The 16,998-nt window shown below is 69.7% G+C and carries 12 protein-coding genes and 2 pseudogenes; 10 read left to right on the top strand and 4 right to left on the bottom strand.

All coding sequences use genetic code 11. The features are described from left to right. The first annotated feature begins 161 nt into the window (after positions 1 to 161). From FSYMDG_RS12715 to FSYMDG_RS12700, 4 genes are all read left to right on the top strand, one after another. Positions 162 to 821 carry a hypothetical protein gene (locus FSYMDG_RS12715; RefSeq protein ID WP_050803513.1) on the top strand — a complete coding sequence of 220 codons (660 nt, stop codon included), beginning with the start codon at positions 162 to 164 and terminating at the stop codon, positions 819 to 821. 11 nt (positions 822 to 832) lie between these two features. Continuing rightward, positions 833 to 1,717: an LLM class F420-dependent oxidoreductase gene (locus FSYMDG_RS12710; protein ID WP_013873858.1), complete on the top strand. Its 885-nt coding sequence runs from the start codon at positions 833 to 835 to the stop codon at positions 1,715 to 1,717. A gap of 135 nt (positions 1,718 to 1,852) precedes the next feature. Beyond that, positions 1,853 to 2,533 carry an ATP-binding cassette domain-containing protein gene (locus FSYMDG_RS26840; RefSeq protein ID WP_013873857.1) on the top strand — a complete coding sequence of 227 codons (681 nt, stop codon included), beginning with the start codon at positions 1,853 to 1,855 and terminating at the stop codon, positions 2,531 to 2,533. 209 nt (positions 2,534 to 2,742) lie between these two features. Then, on the top strand, positions 2,743 to 3,327 hold the full coding sequence (locus tag FSYMDG_RS12700; RefSeq protein ID WP_157491013.1) for a hypothetical protein: 585 nt from the start codon (positions 2,743 to 2,745) through the stop codon (positions 3,325 to 3,327). A gap of 237 nt (positions 3,328 to 3,564) precedes the next feature. On the opposite strand, the pseudogene FSYMDG_RS29225 reads toward FSYMDG_RS12700, so the two are convergent. The 3 genes and pseudogenes from FSYMDG_RS29225 to glgX all read right to left on the bottom strand — a co-directional run bounded on the left by FSYMDG_RS29225 (position 3,565) and on the right by glgX (position 10,213). Next, a pseudogene (locus FSYMDG_RS29225) lies at positions 3,565 to 5,226 on the bottom strand (CRISPR-associated endonuclease Cas3''). Between the two features lie 108 nt (positions 5,227 to 5,334). Then, on the bottom strand, positions 5,335 to 7,737 hold the full coding sequence (treY, locus tag FSYMDG_RS12690; protein ID WP_050803784.1) for a malto-oligosyltrehalose synthase: 2,403 nt from the start codon (positions 7,735 to 7,737) through the stop codon (positions 5,335 to 5,337). 142 nt (positions 7,738 to 7,879) lie between these two features. Then, positions 7,880 to 10,213: a glycogen debranching protein GlgX gene (gene glgX / locus FSYMDG_RS12685; protein ID WP_043606277.1), complete on the bottom strand. Its 2,334-nt coding sequence runs from the start codon at positions 10,211 to 10,213 to the stop codon at positions 7,880 to 7,882. A gap of 745 nt (positions 10,214 to 10,958) precedes the next feature. Here glgX and FSYMDG_RS12680 point away from each other — a divergent pair. Further along, on the top strand, positions 10,959 to 11,489 hold the full coding sequence (locus FSYMDG_RS12680; protein ID WP_050803510.1) for a DUF3145 domain-containing protein: 531 nt from the start codon (positions 10,959 to 10,961) through the stop codon (positions 11,487 to 11,489). Between the two features lie 478 nt (positions 11,490 to 11,967). Beyond that, positions 11,968 to 12,261: a DUF4193 domain-containing protein gene (locus tag FSYMDG_RS12675; RefSeq protein WP_013873850.1), complete on the top strand. Its 294-nt coding sequence runs from the start codon at positions 11,968 to 11,970 to the stop codon at positions 12,259 to 12,261. A gap of 272 nt (positions 12,262 to 12,533) precedes the next feature. Here the strand turns inward: FSYMDG_RS12675 and FSYMDG_RS12670 are convergent, their stop codons facing one another. Continuing rightward, on the bottom strand, positions 12,534 to 13,136 hold the full coding sequence (locus FSYMDG_RS12670) for an isochorismatase family protein (protein ID WP_043606273.1): 603 nt from the start codon (positions 13,134 to 13,136) through the stop codon (positions 12,534 to 12,536). 285 nt (positions 13,137 to 13,421) lie between these two features. Between FSYMDG_RS12670 and FSYMDG_RS12665 the strand changes: the two genes are divergently transcribed. The 4 genes and pseudogenes from FSYMDG_RS12665 to FSYMDG_RS28475 all read left to right on the top strand — a co-directional run bounded on the left by FSYMDG_RS12665 (position 13,422) and on the right by FSYMDG_RS28475 (position 16,262). Further along, positions 13,422 to 14,321 carry a DUF3097 domain-containing protein gene (locus tag FSYMDG_RS12665; protein WP_013873848.1) on the top strand — a complete coding sequence of 300 codons (900 nt, stop codon included), beginning with the start codon at positions 13,422 to 13,424 and terminating at the stop codon, positions 14,319 to 14,321. Between the two features lie 50 nt (positions 14,322 to 14,371). After that, on the top strand, positions 14,372 to 15,232 hold the full coding sequence (locus FSYMDG_RS12660; protein WP_013873847.1) for an N-acetylmuramoyl-L-alanine amidase: 861 nt from the start codon (positions 14,372 to 14,374) through the stop codon (positions 15,230 to 15,232). Between the two features lie 313 nt (positions 15,233 to 15,545). After that, positions 15,546 to 15,845 (top strand): annotated as a pseudogene (locus FSYMDG_RS29670) (TetR/AcrR family transcriptional regulator); the annotation flags it as partial. A 63-nt stretch (positions 15,846 to 15,908) separates the two neighbouring features. After that, the gene (locus FSYMDG_RS28475; protein WP_237702743.1) at positions 15,909 to 16,262 is read left to right on the top strand and encodes a hypothetical protein; all 354 of its coding nucleotides are present in this window, start codon (positions 15,909 to 15,911) and stop codon (positions 16,260 to 16,262) included. Positions 16,263 to 16,998: the final 736 nt, after the last annotated feature.

Here is a 16,998-nt window from a genome sequence, read left to right as displayed (position 1 = left end):
ACTTCCTGGAGACCTTCGACGACATCTTCGTCAACCCGGAGTCCAACGCGCTGGCCTCGGAGTTCGTCCGCAACAAGATCCGCACGATCGTCAGGGATCCGGCCACCGCCGAACTGCTGTGCCCGAAGCCCGACCATCCGCTCGGCGCCAAGCGGCCGCCGTTGGGGCACTTCTACTACGAGACGTTCAACCGGGACAACGTCGAGCTGGTGGACGTCAGCGGCAACGCCGTGGACGACATCACGCCCACCGGTGTGCGGCTGGCCGACGGCACCGAGTACGAGGCCGACGTCATCGTGTTCGCCATGGGCTTCGACGCGATGACCGGATCGCTGACCAGCGTCGACGTCCGCGGCAGGGGCGGGGTGACGATCGCGGAGAAGTGGCGGGGTGGGCCTCGCACCCATCTGGCGCTCACCGTCGACGAGTTCCCGAACTTCTTCATGATCGCAGGCCCGCAGATCCCGTTCGCGAACGCGCCGGTCATGATCGAGCCGGCCGCCGGGTGGATCGGGGAGGCCATCTCCTACATGCGCGAGCACGGCCACACCCGCATCGAGCCCACCGCGCAGGCCGTCGCGGCCTACAACGAGCAGTGCGAGACGTTCTTCAACGCGACCGTGTTCCCCGCCGGGGAGAAGATCCGCTCCTGGTTCGTCGGCGCGAACATCCCGGGCAAGCCGCACGGCGTGGCGCTGTACTTCGGCGGCTACCCGAACTACATCCAGGAGGTGCGGCGGGAGGCCGAGGGGGGCTTTACGCACTACCGGTTCTCGGCCGTCCGGGACGCGCGGCCGTCCGTGGGCGTGGCGGGCAGCTGAGGGGGACGGAGATGACCACAACACCCACAGGTGTCGGAATCTGGAACATGGGGCTCCGGTTCGGCGGGGAGGAGCAGGCCGTCGAGGCCGCGGTGGCCGCCGAGGAACTCGGGTACACGGCCGTCTGGCTGCCGGACCTGGGCGGTGGCGGCCTGTTCGAGCGGCTCACCGCGCTGCTGGCGGCCACCAGCCGGATCACGGTGGCCACCGGGATCCTCAACATCTGGATGCACGAGCCCGCGACCGTCGCCGAGCGGTACGCCAAGCTGACGGGGACGTACGGCGACCGGCTGCTGATCGGCCTCGGGGTCAGCCACGCGCCGATCGTCGACCAGGCCGAGGCCGGCCGCTACCGCCGGCCGCTGGCCAGGATGACCGAGTTCCTGGACGGTCTCGACGCCGCGTCCCCCGCGGTGCCGGCGCGCTCCCGGGTGCTCGCGGCGCTGGGGCCCAGGATGCTGCGGCTGGCGGGCGAGCGTGCGCACGGCGCCCACCCGTATCTCGTGCCGCTGGAGCACGTGGCGACCGCGCGTGCGGCGCTCGGCCCGGAGAAGTTCCTCGCCCCCGAACTCGCCGTGGTGCTGGAGACCGACCCGGACCGGGCCCGGCAGATCGCCCGTACCGGACTGGGCATGTACTTCGACCTGCCGAACTACCTGAACAACCTGCGGCGGTACGGGTTCACCGACGACGATCTCGCCGCGCCGGGCAGCGACCGGCTCATCGACGCCCTGGTGGCCTGGGGCGACGAGGAGACGATCGCCGCCCGGGTGGCCGCATACCGCGACGCCGGCGCCGACCACGTCGCGATCCAGGTCCTGATCGGCGAGCACACCGCCGCCGCGACCTTCCCGACCGAACAGTGGCGCCGCCTGGCACCGGTGCTGACCGGATAGCCGAGCGCCCGGGCCGTCGGCTCCCGTCGCCCCGAGGCGGTAGGGAGCGCGTCATGCCCAGGTGGAAAAGCGTCATGCCCGCCGTGCAGGAAGGAGGTCCTGCTGGTCGGCCCGGCCGGGGAGATCGTCCTGGCCGTGCGCGATCTCGTCGCTGGGCACGGCGGGCGGCGAATCCTGGACCGGCTCTCAGTCGAGGTCGCCCGCGACGAGTGCCTGTCGGTCATCGGCCCGTCCGGGATCGGCAAGACCCTCCCGTTGCGCCGCCTCGCCGGACCGCACCGTCGAACCGGGGGAGAGGCCGTCCTGGACGGCGCGCCGCTCGCGCCCACCGTCCGTGAACGGCACACAGAGCAGTTACGGCGCGTGCAACTGGTGCCGCAGAACCCGTACGACTCGCTCAATCCCCGCCACACCGTCGCGCAGATCCTCGGCCGGCCGCTCCAGCTCGCCTGTATCACCGACCGCGCGGCCCACATCGCCGACCTGCTGGCGCAGGTCGGGCTCTTCGCCGAGCACGCCACCCGTCACCCCCATGAGCTCTCCGGCGGGCAACGGCAACGCGTCGCGCTCGCCCCCCGTCCTGGCCGCGCGGCCCGACGTGCTGCTCTGCGACGAGATCACCAGCGCCCCCACCCCGTCGTCGCGGCCACCATCGGCGGCCTCCTCACCGATCTCCGCACCAGCACCGGAGTGGCCTTCATCGTCGTCACCCACGACCGCAACGTCGTACGCCGCCTCGGCGGCCACGTCACCACCCTCGAGAACAGCAGATTCACCGAACCCCACACCCCAACACCAGGCAAAGGAAGCGCATGACAACCACCCCCACCCACACGGCCAGGAAGACCTCGCCGGTTCACCCTCACGGGCGTGGGGACGTCTGCGGCCTTGCGGACCATCACCTTGTGGCCGCTTGCCATTTTCACCCATTTTCCCGGGTTGTTACAGTAATGCATTTCGTCGGCCAATTGATGCAAAGACGAAAAATATTTCATTATACTACACATTGGTGTATAGTGAATGAAATGGATGACGTTGAGATCGACATGAGCCGCTGGGCCGCGTTCGACGCGCCGCTCGGCAACGCCGGGCTCCGCGCACTCTACGACGCCGCGGACCCGCACACCTGGCTTGGTATCGCCCGGGACTACCGGGCGATACCCGTGGCCGAGGCCGCAGCCCGGAACGGGCGCGACGCCGCCCGGCAGATGATCGGCATGGAGAGCATGACCAGCGTTGATCGGCTGATCCGCGCCGCCCGGGAGGTCAAGGATGACCCGCGACGGCACGCGCTGGCGCTGGCGATGCGGCCGGCGATCCAGCGCGCGGCACTGCTGGACGCCGCACCTGGCTGGCGGGTCGAGCCAGAGACCGGCATGGTCTACCGGCTGTACGACGCGGACGGCCAGGACGTCACTGGCAACCCGCGCGCGACCGGCCGGTACCGGCGCCACGTCCGGGTGGACCTGGGTGTGTACATGTATGGCGTGGCGGACCTGGAGCTGCAGGCGGAGCAGGGGTTCGTCGTCCATGGGGAGACGGATAGCCCGGCGGAGGCGGTACACCTGGTGCTGGCGGAGCCACTGCCACTCGCCCTCGGAAAATCTTGAAAACTACTTCGGATCATCCCACGGGCGTGGAGACAGCAGGACCGGCACGGGTGGCATCCGCCATATCCGCAGATCACCCCTGCGGGCGTGGGGACGGCTGCACCGGTACGTCCGGTGCTACGCCGCCGTCTGCCGTGACTGCCCGCTCGACCACGAGTCCCGGCACCTCGTCGACGACGAGGGTCGTGGCCGTGGCGGCGGCCGTTGACGCCGGTAGGCACTACGTGGTGCCGAGGGTCATTCCCCCGGTGCCACTTGCTGCGAGATCAACATGTCGATCAGCCAAGAAGCATCCGATAGTGAGAAGCGCACCGCGATCAGCCCTGAACTGGCCCCTACATCCCGCTCCCAATGAGCGGGCTGGAGGGGCACCAAGGCATCGAACCGGGCCAGCGCCTCCGGCGTGAACGCCACGTAGGCCAGCGGATCCGCATCCGCCGGTGGCGGCCCACCCTGGCACGAGTAAACGGTGTCCACCTCGGCCCACAGCGCGCGGATCAGGTCGGCCATGCCTTCGTCGACCTGCACCGGCTGACCGTAGCGGCACACGGTGACCTGCGGATGGTCGGTCACGCTCCACATCTCCCGGACATGGAAGTGTCCCGGCAGGACCCCTCCCGCGTGGGAGGTTGATCGCATGCCGGGCCGAGAACCCTGGTCCACGGTCCCCACCGCCAGTGGTGCCAGCAGGCCTCGTTTACGGCCTCGCAGCCAGTCGGTGGCGGCCAGCCTGCTGAGGCTGTCACCGGACTCCTCACCGGTGAGCGGTGTGCTGTCGGTCGGTTCGGGAATATAGGTGCTGTTCAGCCAGGACATCGAATGCAGCAGGATCAGGGCCGCCGGGGTCTCCGCCCGTTTCGCCGCGTAGGCGCGGACCCGCTGGTACATCTGGTCCGCCGTCGCCATCGTCGGAAGCGTGACGAACAATCCCGGTGTACCTGCTGCGGCACCGATCAGCCGGGCTGCATGGAATGCGGTCTCGGTCTTCCCCTCACCCATGGGAGCCATGACCAGAAATAATGTCGGCCCACTGCCGAGAAGAGTCGGCAGTGTTTCGGAGACCGACGCCTGCAGTGGATTCGGATCAAAGGGGAACTCGTCGCAAAAACTGCCCTGGCGTAGCCGTAGCCTGGTCAGGCCGGCTGCGTCCAGCAGCGCGGGTACAAGTTTCTCGGTGCGTTCGTGATGTGCACGCAGAAGATCGGGAAGAGAACTATCGGGGATGTGTGGCAGGCGTTCCAGCAGGAAACTTTCCTGGCTGACGATCCAGTCCGCGAGGATCACGATCCCGCAGATGATGGCCGCAGCGTCGATGCTCATCCGTTGCGGCGGGGCAGGTGGCTCGAAAATTCCCCGGATCACTTCGAGGGTCGCCTGGCGCTGCTCCTCCCAGGCTCCCGCACCCAGCTCCGGGCGGCCCGGCCGGCGGATCTCGTTCTCCTTGAGTGGGTAAAAACAGCCGTGATGGCCACCCAGCATCTGGGCGATCCGGAATCCCGGGCCGCGCGCCGAGCGGCCCGGGTAGCCCAGCCGAGCCAGTGCTGGGCCGAGCCAGAGATGTATCGCGTGGTCGTGGCGAATCGAACCGTTCACCCTACCGTATTCGGCGATGGTGTGGGCGCTCTGTGCTCGCTGTGACTGAAAACTGGCAGTAATTTTCCCTATGTCGTGCAACGCCGTTCAAAAGGCGATGAGCCGGCCGACGGTCGAGATATCGGTTTCCATGCCGCGCGCGACCGCTGAGCGAAGCGACTCCGGCACGTAGTCCCGCCACAGGACCGTCGCCGCGGCTCCGCTGTCCATGAGATGGCATATCAGTGGATAGGGCCCGGGTAATCCTTTCGACTTTCCCCACAGATTCAGATCGACCGATATCTGGTCATCGATGGAACCATCCATCATTTCCCCCGTTACAAAAAAGTAGCTCTCGGTCGGCCCGACTTCCGGGCGGCCTTTTGATGTGGGTCTATTCGGAAGCCGGTGTGAAACAGCTGATGAATTGTCGGGTTACTGGGTGCGGACGAGGAGGCTGACGGGGAAGTCGCGCAGCAGACGTAGGACGTAGGCGACGCCGCCGTCGTGGCGGCGGCCGGTGAACAGGTCCGTCCAGCGACCGTCGGGCAGCGGGAGGGTGGTGTCGCGCCAGCCGCCGCCGCGGCGCAGCCCCAGGACCAGGCGCGGTGCCACGGCCACCACCGACCCCGAGCGGCTGAAGGCGACCACGTGGTCGGCGGCCGAGCCGGACGCCCACAGCGGCCGGTAGGTGGCCTGGGCGCCGAACCACGCCGGGTGTTCCCGGCGCAGCCGTAACGCGCGGGCGACGACGAGCAGTTTCGCCGCCCCGGTGTCGTCGAGCGGCGGTGGCTTGCGGCTGCCGGGTTCGGGGCCGAGTTCGGTCAGCAGCTTCGCGCGTTCGCCGAAGGCGACCGGGCGCCGGTTGTCCGGGTCGACCAGGGAGGCGTCCCACAGCTCCTGGCCCTGGTAGACGTCGGGCACGCCGGGGGAGACGAGCTGGAGCAGCTTCTGGGCCAGGGAGTTCTGGCGCCCGAGCTCCACCAGGGACGCGACGTAGGTTTCCAGCGTCGCGAGGTAGTCCCGGTCGTCGAGGACCGCGTCGACGTAGTTCGTCAGCGCCGACTCGTACCCGGGGTTCGGGTCGGTCCACGACGTGTGGGTCTTTGCCTCGCGGATGGCCTTGAGCATATACTGCCGGACCCGGTCGGCCGGCAGCGGCCAGGCTCCGACGAGGGTCTGGGCGAGCAGGTAGCTCGTCGGACGGTCCGGCCAGCCGTGTTCGATGTCGGTGTGCCGTTCGCCGAGGGCGAGCAGGCGGCGGACGGCCTCGCCCCAGCCGTCGGGGTCCTCGGTCAGCACGGCGAGCCTGGCGCGGACGTCCTCGGAGCGTTTGGTGTCGTGCGTGGACAGGGTGGTCATCGTCAGTGGCCAGGCCCGCTGCGTGGTGGTGTTGGCCTCGTGGAACTCGTGCACCGCGCTGTGCGGGTGCCCGGCGGGGAAGCCGGGGAAGTCGCCGGGGGAGCCGCCGACCTCGTTCAGCGCGATCATCCGGCCGTATCGGTAGAAGGCGGTGTCCTCGACGCCCTTGGCCATGACCGGCCCGGCGGTCTGCTGGAAGCGGACGACGAACTCCGGCGGGCCGGCCAGGGCCAGCTCCTCGACGAGGCCGATCTCGCTTGCGCGCAGGGGCAGCGACTCCCGGGCGTGTGCGCAGGCCCGCACGATGTGCCCGCGGGCCTCCAGGGTCGCCGCCGCGCCCGGGCGGACGTAGGCGCGGTAGACGGGGAAGGCGGCCAGCACCTCGGCCAGTGCCTCGTGCAGGCCGACGCGGGTGAGGTCCGCGCGCCGCCGCCGGGCCTCGGTCAGCGCGAGGGTGGTGAGCCTGTCCAGTTCGGGGCGCAGGGCGCCTGCGAGTACGTCGATCTTGGCCTGGCGGCTGATCGTGGCGAAGTCGGACCTGACGTCGGTAACCTCGGTGTAGAGGGTGCTGAACGCCCTGGCCGAGGCCGGGTCGATGAACAGCCGGGTGAGCCGGTTCAGCGCGTCGTAGCCGGTGGTGCCGGCGCACGCCCAGGTGTCGGGCAGCGCCTCACCGGGCTCCAGGATCTTTTCGACGACCGTCCACGCGCCGCCGGTGGCCTCGGACAGCCGGCGCAGGTACTCCTCGGGGTCGGCGAGGCCGTCGGGGTGGTCGATCCGCAGGCCGTCGATCGCGCCGGCCCGGATCTGGTCGAGGATCAGGCGGTGGGTGGCGGCGAAGACGTCCGGATCCTCCTGACGCAGGCCGGCGAGGGTGGTGATGTCGAAGAAGCGCCGGTAGTTCAGCTCGGTGCCGGCGACCCGCCAGAAGCACAGCCGGTAGTGTTGACGCTCGAGGGTGGCGGCGACATCGTCAGGGTCGACGGTCCCGTCCGCGACGGGTAGCACATGATCGTGGTAGACGACCACCCAGGCGCCGTCCTCGTCGGTGGCCAGCCGGATCTCGCCGCGGGCGAGGCAGGTGCCCAGCGCGTCCCCGAGAACCGGGATCACGATCTTCCCGGGGTTCTCCGGGGAGTTCCAGTCGATGTCGAACCAGGACGCGTACGGCGACTCGGCGCCCTCGCGCAGCACCGACCACCAGGCCGTGTTGGCCGACTCGGGCGCGGCCATCGCCATGTGGTTGGGCACCAGGTCCACCACCAGGCCGAGGCCTGCCTTGCGGCACGCGGTCACCAGCCGCCGGAACCCGGCCTGCCCGCCGAGCTCCGGGCTGATCTGGCCGTGGTCGACCACGTCGTAGCCGTGGGTCGAGCCGTCGACCGCCTCCAGGACGGGCGAGCAGTACAGATGGGTGATACCGAGCGTGGCCAGGTACGGCACGACGACGGCCGCGTCGGTGAAGGAGAACTCCATGCTCAGCTGCAGCCGGTAGGTCGCGGTGGGGACGGCCCGGCCGGGCTCGCCGCCGGCACCAGGCCCACCGAGCCCACCAGGGTTACCGAGCCCACCCGGGCCACCGGCAGGGGCGGCGCCGACGCCGGAGCCGCCCCGCGGATCAGTCGGCACAGCGCAGCACAAGCGTCGAACGGGCCTCGGCTTCGATCGGGTCGTCGGCCTTCACGACCCGACCGGTCAGGCGTGGGCCGAGCCCGGCGGCGCTCCCACCGCCTCCGCTCACCGCTCCGGCTCCAGCCGCCGCGCCGGTGCCGGACGCCGCGCCGGTGCCGGACGCCGCGCCGGTGCCGGACGCCGCGCCGGCTCCGGCTCCGGCCGTCGTGGCGTCGACGATCGCCGGCTGGGCCGGGGCGGGCGGGCGGGTGTCGACGACGACCTCCCAGCTGGTGCCGAAGTTCTCCGGCGGGATGCGGAAGCCCAACGGCTCGAAGTGGGCGTTGAAGAACAGCAGGAAGGACTGGTCGGCGACCTTCTCACCACGCTGGTCGGGGTCGGGGATGCCGTGCCCGTTGAGGAACACCCCGAAGGAGCGGGCCGGGGTGAACCCCCAGTCGGCGTCCGACATCTCGGTGCCGTCCGGCCGCAGCCAGACGATGTCCTTGAGGGCTTCCCCGCCGTCGTGGCCGCTGACGGGTGCGCCGTCCGGGCCGCTGCCTGTCCCGGCGTCCAGGCGGTGGATCGGGTCGCCCCGGAAGAACCGGCGGCGGCGGAACACCGGATGCTCCCGGCGCAGGGCGCAGACGGTGGCGGTGAACTCCACCAGGTCCGTGTTGCGTTCCGCCAGGGACCAGTCCAGCCAGGAGATCTCGTTGTCCTGGCAGTATCCGTTGTTGTTGCCCTGTTGGGTGCGTCCCATCTCGTCGCCGGCCAGGAGCATGGGGACGCCCTGGGACAGGAAGAGCGTGGTGAGGAAGTTCCTGACCTGGCTGCCGCGCAGCGCGAGCACCGCGGGGTCGTCCGTCGGCCCTTCCGCGCCGCAGTTCCACGACCGGTTGTCGTCGGATCCGTCCCGGTTGTCCTCGCCGTTGTCCTCGTTGTGCTTGTTGTTGTAGGAGACCAGGTCGTCGAGGGTGAACCCGTCGTGGGCGGTGACGAAGTTGATGGACGCCGAGGGCCGGCGTCCGTCGGACTCGTAAAGGTCGCTCGAGCCGGTCAGCCGGGAGGCGAACTCGGCGATGCCCTGGTCCTGGCCGCGCCAGAAATCCCGCACGGTGTCACGGTACTTGCCGTTCCACTCGGTCCACAGCGGGGGGAAGTTGCCGACCTGGTAGCCGCCGGCGCCGAGGTCCCACGGTTCGGCGATCAGCTTGACCTGCGAGACCACCGGATCCTGCTGGACGAGATCGAAGAAGGACGACAGCCGGTCGACCTCGTAGAACTCCCGGGCCAGGGTCGCGGCCAGGTCGAACCGGAACCCGTCGACGTGCATCTCGGTCACCCAGTAGCGCAGCGAGTCCATGATGAGCTGCAGGACGTGTGGGTGACGCACCCGCATGCTGTTGCCGGTGCCGGTGTAGTCCATGTAGTAGCGCGGGTCGTCCTCGATGAGCCGGTAGTAGGCGGCGTTGTCGATGCCGCGGAAACACAGCACCGGGCCCATGTGGTTGCCCTCGGCCGTGTGGTTGTACACGACGTCGAGGATCACCTCGATGCCGGCGTCGTGAAGGTTCTTCACCATGAGTTTGAACTCCTGGACCTGCTGGCCCGCGCGGGCGTTGGCCGCATAGGCGTTGTGCGGGGCCAGGAAGGCCAGTGAGTTGTACCCCCAGTAGTTGCGCAGCCCCCGGCGGACCAGGTGCTCGTCCTGCACGAACTGGTGGACGGGCATGAGTTCCACAGCGGTCACACCGAGTTTGTGATAATGGTCGATCATCGTCGGATGTGCCACGCCGGCGTAGGTGCCGCGGTACTCCGGTGGGAGCCCGGGATGGGCGATCGTCAGGCCGCGTATGTGCGCCTCGTAGATGACCGTCTCGTTGTACGGGGTGCGCGGCGGGCGGTCCCCGTTCCAGTCGAAGAACGGGCTGATGACCACCGACTTCATCACCCGGGGCGCGGAAGCCCCGGTGTTCATGCTGTCGGGGTCGCCGAAGTTGTAGCCGAAGACCGACTGGTCCCAGTCGATCTCGCCGTCGACCGCCTTCGCGTACGGGTCCAGAAGAAGCTTGGACGGATTACACCGCAGCCCCTTGGCGGGTTCGTGAGGGCCGTGGATCCGATACCCGTATCGCTGGCCGGGGCCGATGCTCGGCAGGAAACCGTGGTAGACGAAGGCGTCGGCTTCCTTCAGTTCGACCCGGGTCTCGGTGTTGTCCTCGTCGAACAGGCACAGCTCGACCTTCTCGGCAACCTCGGAGAAGATCGCGAAATTGGTGCCGGTGCCATCGTAGGTGGCACCGAGCGGATAGGGGCTGCCCGGCCAGACTTGCAACATACGCACGGAGCCTACGGGGTTGGGGAACCGCCGACGACTGGTGCTGGTGTGGATGGGCACCGACGGCTCGGGCGACTTCCCGGCCGGTGGATTCCGGGCCGGTGGATTCCGGTTCGGCCGGCGGGGTGGCGGGCGCGGCCGGGCCGGTTTGAGTACACCTTCGGGCCGCGCTGTGCGCAACTCGTCACCCGCGTTGTCGATCACAAACCGTTGATCACGGTATCCGCCGTGGACGAGGTTCGCGGGGTGGCCGCGCACGCTCCGTCCCTCCGCGACGGAACCCCGTCGGCCGGCCCGAGGCGGCCGGCCCGGCTCGGTGTGCCCGATACGGCCACGGCCCGACAGCCCCACGGCCCGACAGCCCCGCAGCCCGGAGTCCTGCCGGCCCATCCCGGCGCGGAGTTCGGCACGGGCCCGTGCGGGCCCGGTACGACGGGTCCCCGGCTGGAGACTCCTCCGGGACCCGTCCAGACGCACTCCGGACGTCATCCGGACGTCATCCAGACGCACTCCGGACGCTCTGGCGTGGCTGCCGCGCCGGGCCCTGCCGCGGTGGCGGGCGGGACAGTTGCTGCCTGTCATGAATCGTCCAGGTATCAAATGATGAATCGGATCTGTCAGACGGGGGTAGGTATGGCAGCCGCAGGCGGCTCATGGCACCATCGTTACCGCACAGCACGGCCGATCGTGAGACGAGCTCGCAGGGGAAGGCGTAACTCGTTGACGGAGGTCCTGCGTGGTTGCAATGTCATCAACACGTGATCTTGTTTCGGGTTCGGTGTCCGTCGGCGTCCCCGGCATGCTCGCCGTGCTGGCCTGCCCGCCGCCGCTGTGTCCGCACCTGGAGTTTGCCGTGTCCGCCGTGCTCTCCTCGCCGGTGTCCCTGACCTGGACCGGGCAGCCCAACTCCCCGGGGTCGTTCTACGCGGCCCTCCAGTGGCGCGCCCCCTGTGGGACGGCCGGCCGGCTGGCGGGGCAGTTGCGCCGTCTCGGCCCGCTCTCCTTCGACGTGGTCGAGGGGCCCTCACCGGGGTGTGACTCGGAGCGCTACTCCCACACCCCCGAACTCGGCCTGCACCGCGCGTCGATCGCCGCGAACGGGGACGTGGTCGTCGGTGAGGCGGCCCTGCGCGCGCTCATCGATCGGGGCGAGGGCCGCGAGACCCTGGCCAGGGGCCTGCACCGTCTGCTCGGCACCGCCTGGGACGACGTCCTGGAACCGTTGCGCCAGGGCGCCCACGGAGCGCCCGTGACCTGGCTGCGCCGGACCGGCTAGGCCCCGCCTCCGGGCCCGGGCGCGTGTGGAGGCTGACCCGGAAGCCGCCGCCGCATCTGGCCGGCAGCCTGTCGCCGGGTGCGGGGTGGCAGGGAAAGGGTGACAGGGGAGAGGCAGGACAGCCGGCCCTCACCACTGATCCCGTGTTCGGGCGCGTGTCGGGCGGGGTATGCCGGGCCGGGTCACCCGTTCCCGGTGAGCCGCCTTCCGCGCGTTCCCGGAGGATTTCCCAGGCGTTGTCAGGGGAGACTTCCTCCGCGTTGCCGGGGGAGCCGCCGGGGGTGGTGGTGACCTCGGCGGGCGCCCCCGGCCCGATGCCCGCCGCCGATGTCCGGTGACACCTGGGACGTGGGAGCGCAACGGGTGTGGTGAAGGCCACATCCGTTCGGGATCGTCCGGGCGGGCACATACCCCACCGGCCGTGCGTTGTGGGTGGGGCACGAGAGAGCAGCGCACTTATATTCACGGGAGTATTTCAGTGGCCACCGATTACGACACCCCCCGGACCAGCGATGCCGAGGAGGTCGCCGAGCAGAGTCTGGAGGCGCTCAAGGCACGACGGGCGGACGCGGCGGCCGACCTCGGGGACGATGTCGACCCGTTCGAGTCCGAGCTCGACCTGCCCGGCGCGGACCTGTCCGGGGAGGAACTGACCGTCCGCGTACTGCCCCGGCAGGCAGACGAGTTCACCTGCACGAGCTGTTTCCTGGTCCATCACCGCAGCCAGCTCGCCGACAGCCGGCGGATGATCTGCGCGGACTGCGCCGCGTAGGCGGTACGGGCCGCGCGGACCGCGGGACCGCGCCACGCGGACCGCGCGGGACGCCGAGCGCGCCGGGCCGAGCGGCCGACGGCTCGTCGGCGGCACCACGGCCAGGGCAGGTACCGCGCGCCGGGGCCGGCTGCCGGTGCCCGCCGCGGCGACAAGCCCGACAGCCTGTCCGTGCTGCCCGTCCTCGCCCCTGCCCCTGTCCACACGAGCCTGCCTGATGGCGACGACCGACTGTGACCGTATTACCACGGCCATCGGGCAGGCTCAGGTGATCATTTAGATGGTCGGGTAAGCACCCGGACCCCGGCTTCCCGCATCTGCGAGACGGCCTGCTTCTCGTCCCCGGGCCGCAGCCCGACGAAGCGGGTCAGGGCCAGCGGGACCACCACGTCGAAACCCAGCGCCCGGCCGTCCAGGGCCGTCGCCTTCACACAGTGGTCCCCGGCGAGGCCGACCACGACGATCCTGCGGACCTCCCGGGCGGTGAGGACGTCGACCAGTTCGGTCGCCTGATCGGCGTCGGTGAGCGGGTTGCGTACGGTAAATCCGGAATAACCGTCCTCGCCGCCCGTTCCCTTGCGCACGATCGTCCCGTCGACCCGCAGGGCCGGATGCAGCTGCGCGCCCTCGGTCTCCCGTACGCAGTGCGGCGGCCAGATGCCGCCGCCGGTGACGAAGTGCGGGGTGGTCGGCGGATGCCAGTCCTGCGTGTAGACGACCGGTGAGCCCGCGGCCACGGCCCGTTCGATCTCGTCGTTGACAGGTGGGATGATCTCCTCGCCGCCGGCCACGTACAGGCTGCCGGTCGGCGCGGCGAAGTCGTTCTGGACGTCGATCACCAGGAGCGCGACGCCCGGCCCGTATTCGTCGGTCATGAGCCGATTCTGCCCACTGCCGGCCCGCCGCGGTATTCCGGGCCCCACCGAGGAGGGCAGGCCCTGCCGCACACGGATGCCCGACGTTTGTCGGATATTGTTTGTCCGACATTCGGGACCCGGCTCAGCCGGGCCTCAACCGGGCCTCACCTGGGCCCTTGGTCGGGTCGATGCCGAATTGACGTAGTACGTGTCACAGGCATCGGTGATGACCGTATCTGTACCGGATTCGTACGGATTCAAAGCTGATGCGAAGTCGTCATACCCCCCCGTTACAGTGGTCGGGTGCGCAGCAGAGACTACGGGCCCGACGTGCTGGCGCGGAGCGGACGCGTACGGCCCGCCGCGCCGCCATCTGTCGAGGCCGTCCCCGGTCTTGTCGTCGAGGACGCCGCGACCGGTTTCTGCGGGGCGGTGATCGAGGTTGAGGCGGGTGGGGTCGTGCTGGAGGACAGGCACGGCCGCCGCCGCGCCTTCCCGCTCGCCGCCGGAGCGTTCCTGCTGGACGGGCGGACGGTGACGCTGACCCGGCCGGTGCGGTCGGCGCCGGCGGCCCCGGCCCGCACGGCGTCCGGCTCCGTCGCCGTGCCCGGCCAGCCGGCCCGGGTCGCGCGGGCGAGCCGGATCTACGTGGAGGGGCTGCACGACGCCGCACTCGTCGAACGCGTCTGGGGCGACGACCTGCGGGTGGAGGGCGTCGTCGTGGAAAGCCTGGACGGCGTCGACGATCTGCCCGCGCTGGTCGCGGCCTTCCAGCCCGGACCACGGCGCCGTCTCGGCGTGCTCGTCGACCATCTGGTCGCCGGTTCCAAGGAGAGCCGCATCGCCGCGTCCGTGACGTCACCGTACGTGCTCGTCACCGGGCATCCCTACGTGGACATCTGGCAGGCGGTCAAGCCGTCGTCCGTGGGTATCGCGGCCTGGCCCCAGGTACCCCGGGGCCAGCCGTGGAAGGAGGGCGTGTGCCGCGCGCTGGGCGTCGCCGAACCCGCTGACATGTGGCGCCGGGTGCTCGGCAGCGTGCGTTCCTACACGGACGTCGAAGCCGGTCTGCTCGGGGCGGTCGAACGTCTCATCGACTTCGTCACGGTACCGGCGGGTGACGTCGACGACGAGCACGGTGCCAAACACGGGGCCGAGTACGGCGAGGGACACGACAGGGGACACGAAAGCGGCCGGGCATGAGGCCCGGTTCCGCCGTCGGCGTCCCCTCACCCGAGGCGGGGCGACGGTAGATGCCGCCGCGGTGGAGAGCGCTCAGGCCAGGCCTTGTCGTCGCGCTCGTCGCGGTGGTCGCGATCGTGGCCTTCGCGGTTCACGCGGTGCGCTCCGACCCACCCCCGCCGCCGCTCGGGATGTCCGGGGCGGCGGCGTCGCCGTCCGAGCCGACCACCGCCGGGGCCGGGGCGGCGGCCAGGCCGGACCTGATGCGCGGGCGCACCGTCCTGCTCGACCCCGGCCACAACGGGGGCAACGCGAAGGCGCCCGCGGCGATCAACCGGAAGGTGCTCGCCGGTGGCATCGCGAAGGAGTGCGACACCGTCGGCTCGCAGACCACAGCCGGCTATCCCGAACACGCGTTCACCTTCGACGTGGTCACCCGGGTGGCCGCGCTGCTGCGCGACCGGGGTGCCACCGTCGTCCTGACCAGGGCGGACGGCAACGGGGTCGGCCCGTGCATCGACGAGCGAGCCCGCATCAGCAATGACGCGCACGCGGACGCGGCCGTGTCCGTGCACGCCGACGGCGGCCCGGCGAGCGGTACCGGATTCCATGTCATCGCCCCGAGCCTGAGCCCGGACGGCGGCAACGCCGCGATTCTCGCCCCGTCGGCCCGGCTGGCGGACGCGGTGGGCGCCGCCTTCGAGCGGAACACCGGCGAAACCCGGGCGGACTACATCGCGCACGACGGCCTGTCGTTCCGTACGGATCTGGGTGGGCTGAACCTCTCTCGGGTGCCCAAGGTGTTCATCGAATGCGCCAACATGCGCAATCCCGCCGACGCCGCACGGGTCTCCGACCCCGCGTGGCGTGGGCGCGCCGCGCAGGGCATCACGGACGGGATAATCGCCTTTCTGACCGCGCCGCCTTCCTGACCGCACGTCCACCGTGCGGTTACCGGACGGCGTGATGTTCCGGTTGGGCGTGGGCCGCGTTCTCGGGCTTCGTGCACGTGCATTTGCCGAGTCATATCAGCCGAGCCGCGTCAACGGTACGGGTCCGCGCCGCCGGACCAGCGGGTGACACGTCGACGCCGCTGATATTTCGTAAATGTAACATACCGTGTCAAAGATTGACATACCTGTAAGCCGGCCATGTCGCTCCGCCTGACGCGATTTGTGGTAGGACTTCGCCTACTCGACTGTCGCTCTGACGACAGCATATTGACGGAAAGCATCAAGCAGTAAAATCGTCCGCCATGGCGGGATTTGCGACCGCATTGGGGGCAGCCATGAACATGTCGTCGACCCTGCTCCGCCATGCGCCGGACCAAGGAGGAGCGTCATCGACGAGGGGACGGCAGCGACGACGCGGCGGGACGCCGCACTTGGCCGGCGGGCGGCCCGTACCCGCGACGCCATCCTCGAGGGGGCGCGCCGGCTGTTCCTCGACCGCGGCTACGCGGGCACCCGGATCGGCAACATCACCGACGCGTGCGGGATCTCACGGGCCGGCTTCTACACCTACTTCCATGACAAGCGCGAGGTCTTCAACGCCCTCGGGGAGAACGCCTACCGGGACATTCTTAAGATTGTTTCCTGCTGGGAGGCGATGCCGCGGCCGTGCGGCCTGCCCGACGTGATCGGATGGGTACATGCCTACTTCGCGTTTATGGATGCGCACGGTGCGTTCATTTTTGCCTCCGGGCACTCCGCGCCAGCGGACGAACAGTTCCGTAACAGCAGCAGACGGATGCAGATGCGGGTCGCGTCCCTGCTGGGAACGAACCTGCGCGGCCGGCAGACCGAGCCGACCAGCGCGCCGGAAGCCCTGGGATTATCGATCATGGGGATGCTCGAACGCGCCTGGTACTACTGCCGAGCCCAGGAGCTCCCCGTCGGTGACGACGACATCATCCGAACCGTCGCCCGCCTGATCCTTGGCGACCTCAACCCGATCCACTGACTGACCCGCCGCTCCAACCGGCCCCACCGCTCCAAACCAGCCCTGCCGCTCCAAACGGTCCTGCCGGCCCTGCCGGCCGCGTGTGGGTGGAACGCCGTGCCACCCCTGACCGGCCCCGATGTTCGCCGACCTGCCGGCCACGAGCGGGCGGATACCGTCTTCAAGCGCCCCGAGGGCCAGCCGCGGCGACGGGCATCGAGATGTTCACACGCCCTGGCCCGCACAGCGGCCTCGCTGGATATCACAGATCTCTGTACCTTCACCATGCGTGATCGCCAACTGCCCGTTCCCGGCCGCGGAGATCTCCCGCGGTTCCCGTTCGCTCTCCCGGCGCAATATCCGCCCGCGCAGCACCAGATCCCACGCCTGAACGCATCCCCCGCCGGCCATGAAGAGCACCCGGCCATCGAACGAGGAGACGAGGGCGCTGCCTGCTCCTCCCGCTATCTTGCGCGGCGGCGCGAATATCTCGGCTCACACCGTACGCGATTCCTGGAGACCCGTCCGTGCCGGCGGTTCGCTCCGAGCATGATTTGGCGGAAGATGTAGGTAACTTCCGTCGCCACAGCAACGGTTTCTACCTACGACTTCCGCGTCCGTAGGTAGAAACCGTCGTCACAGCAGCGGTTTTCACCGACGGCTGGAGGCTTCCGGAGGCCGGCGCACCAGTCCCCCTGAGCACCCGAAGCCGGCACATGGACGGGCCAGGAAAGCGCTAGGACGAGCTCCGCGCTCG

It is taken from the genome of Candidatus Protofrankia datiscae (genome assembly GCF_000177615.2).
GTDB lineage: Bacteria > Actinomycetota > Actinomycetes > Frankiales > Frankiaceae > Protofrankia > Protofrankia coriariae.
This window is presented reverse-complemented; position numbering and strand designations above follow the sequence as displayed.

Excerpts from the sequence above, each read along its gene's own strand:
- FSYMDG_RS12660 (WP_013873847.1), top strand. The coding sequence starts at position 14,372 with ATGCCGCCGCGGTGGAGAGCGCTCAGGCCAGGCCTTGTCGTCGCGCTC.
- glgX (WP_043606277.1), bottom strand. The coding sequence starts at position 10,213 with ATGTTGCAAGTCTGGCCGGGCAGCCCCTATCCGCTCGGTGCCACCTAC.
- FSYMDG_RS12710 (WP_013873858.1), top strand. The coding sequence starts at position 833 with ATGACCACAACACCCACAGGTGTCGGAATCTGGAACATGGGGCTCCGG.
- FSYMDG_RS28475 (WP_237702743.1), top strand. The coding sequence starts at position 15,909 with ATGCCGCGGCCGTGCGGCCTGCCCGACGTGATCGGATGGGTACATGCC.
- FSYMDG_RS12700 (WP_157491013.1), top strand. The coding sequence starts at position 2,743 with ATGGATGACGTTGAGATCGACATGAGCCGCTGGGCCGCGTTCGACGCG.
- treY (WP_050803784.1), bottom strand. The coding sequence starts at position 7,737 with ATGGAGTTCTCCTTCACCGACGCGGCCGTCGTCGTGCCGTACCTGGCC.
- FSYMDG_RS12670 (WP_043606273.1), bottom strand. The coding sequence starts at position 13,136 with ATGACCGACGAATACGGGCCGGGCGTCGCGCTCCTGGTGATCGACGTC.
- FSYMDG_RS12680 (WP_050803510.1), top strand. The coding sequence starts at position 10,959 with ATGTCATCAACACGTGATCTTGTTTCGGGTTCGGTGTCCGTCGGCGTC.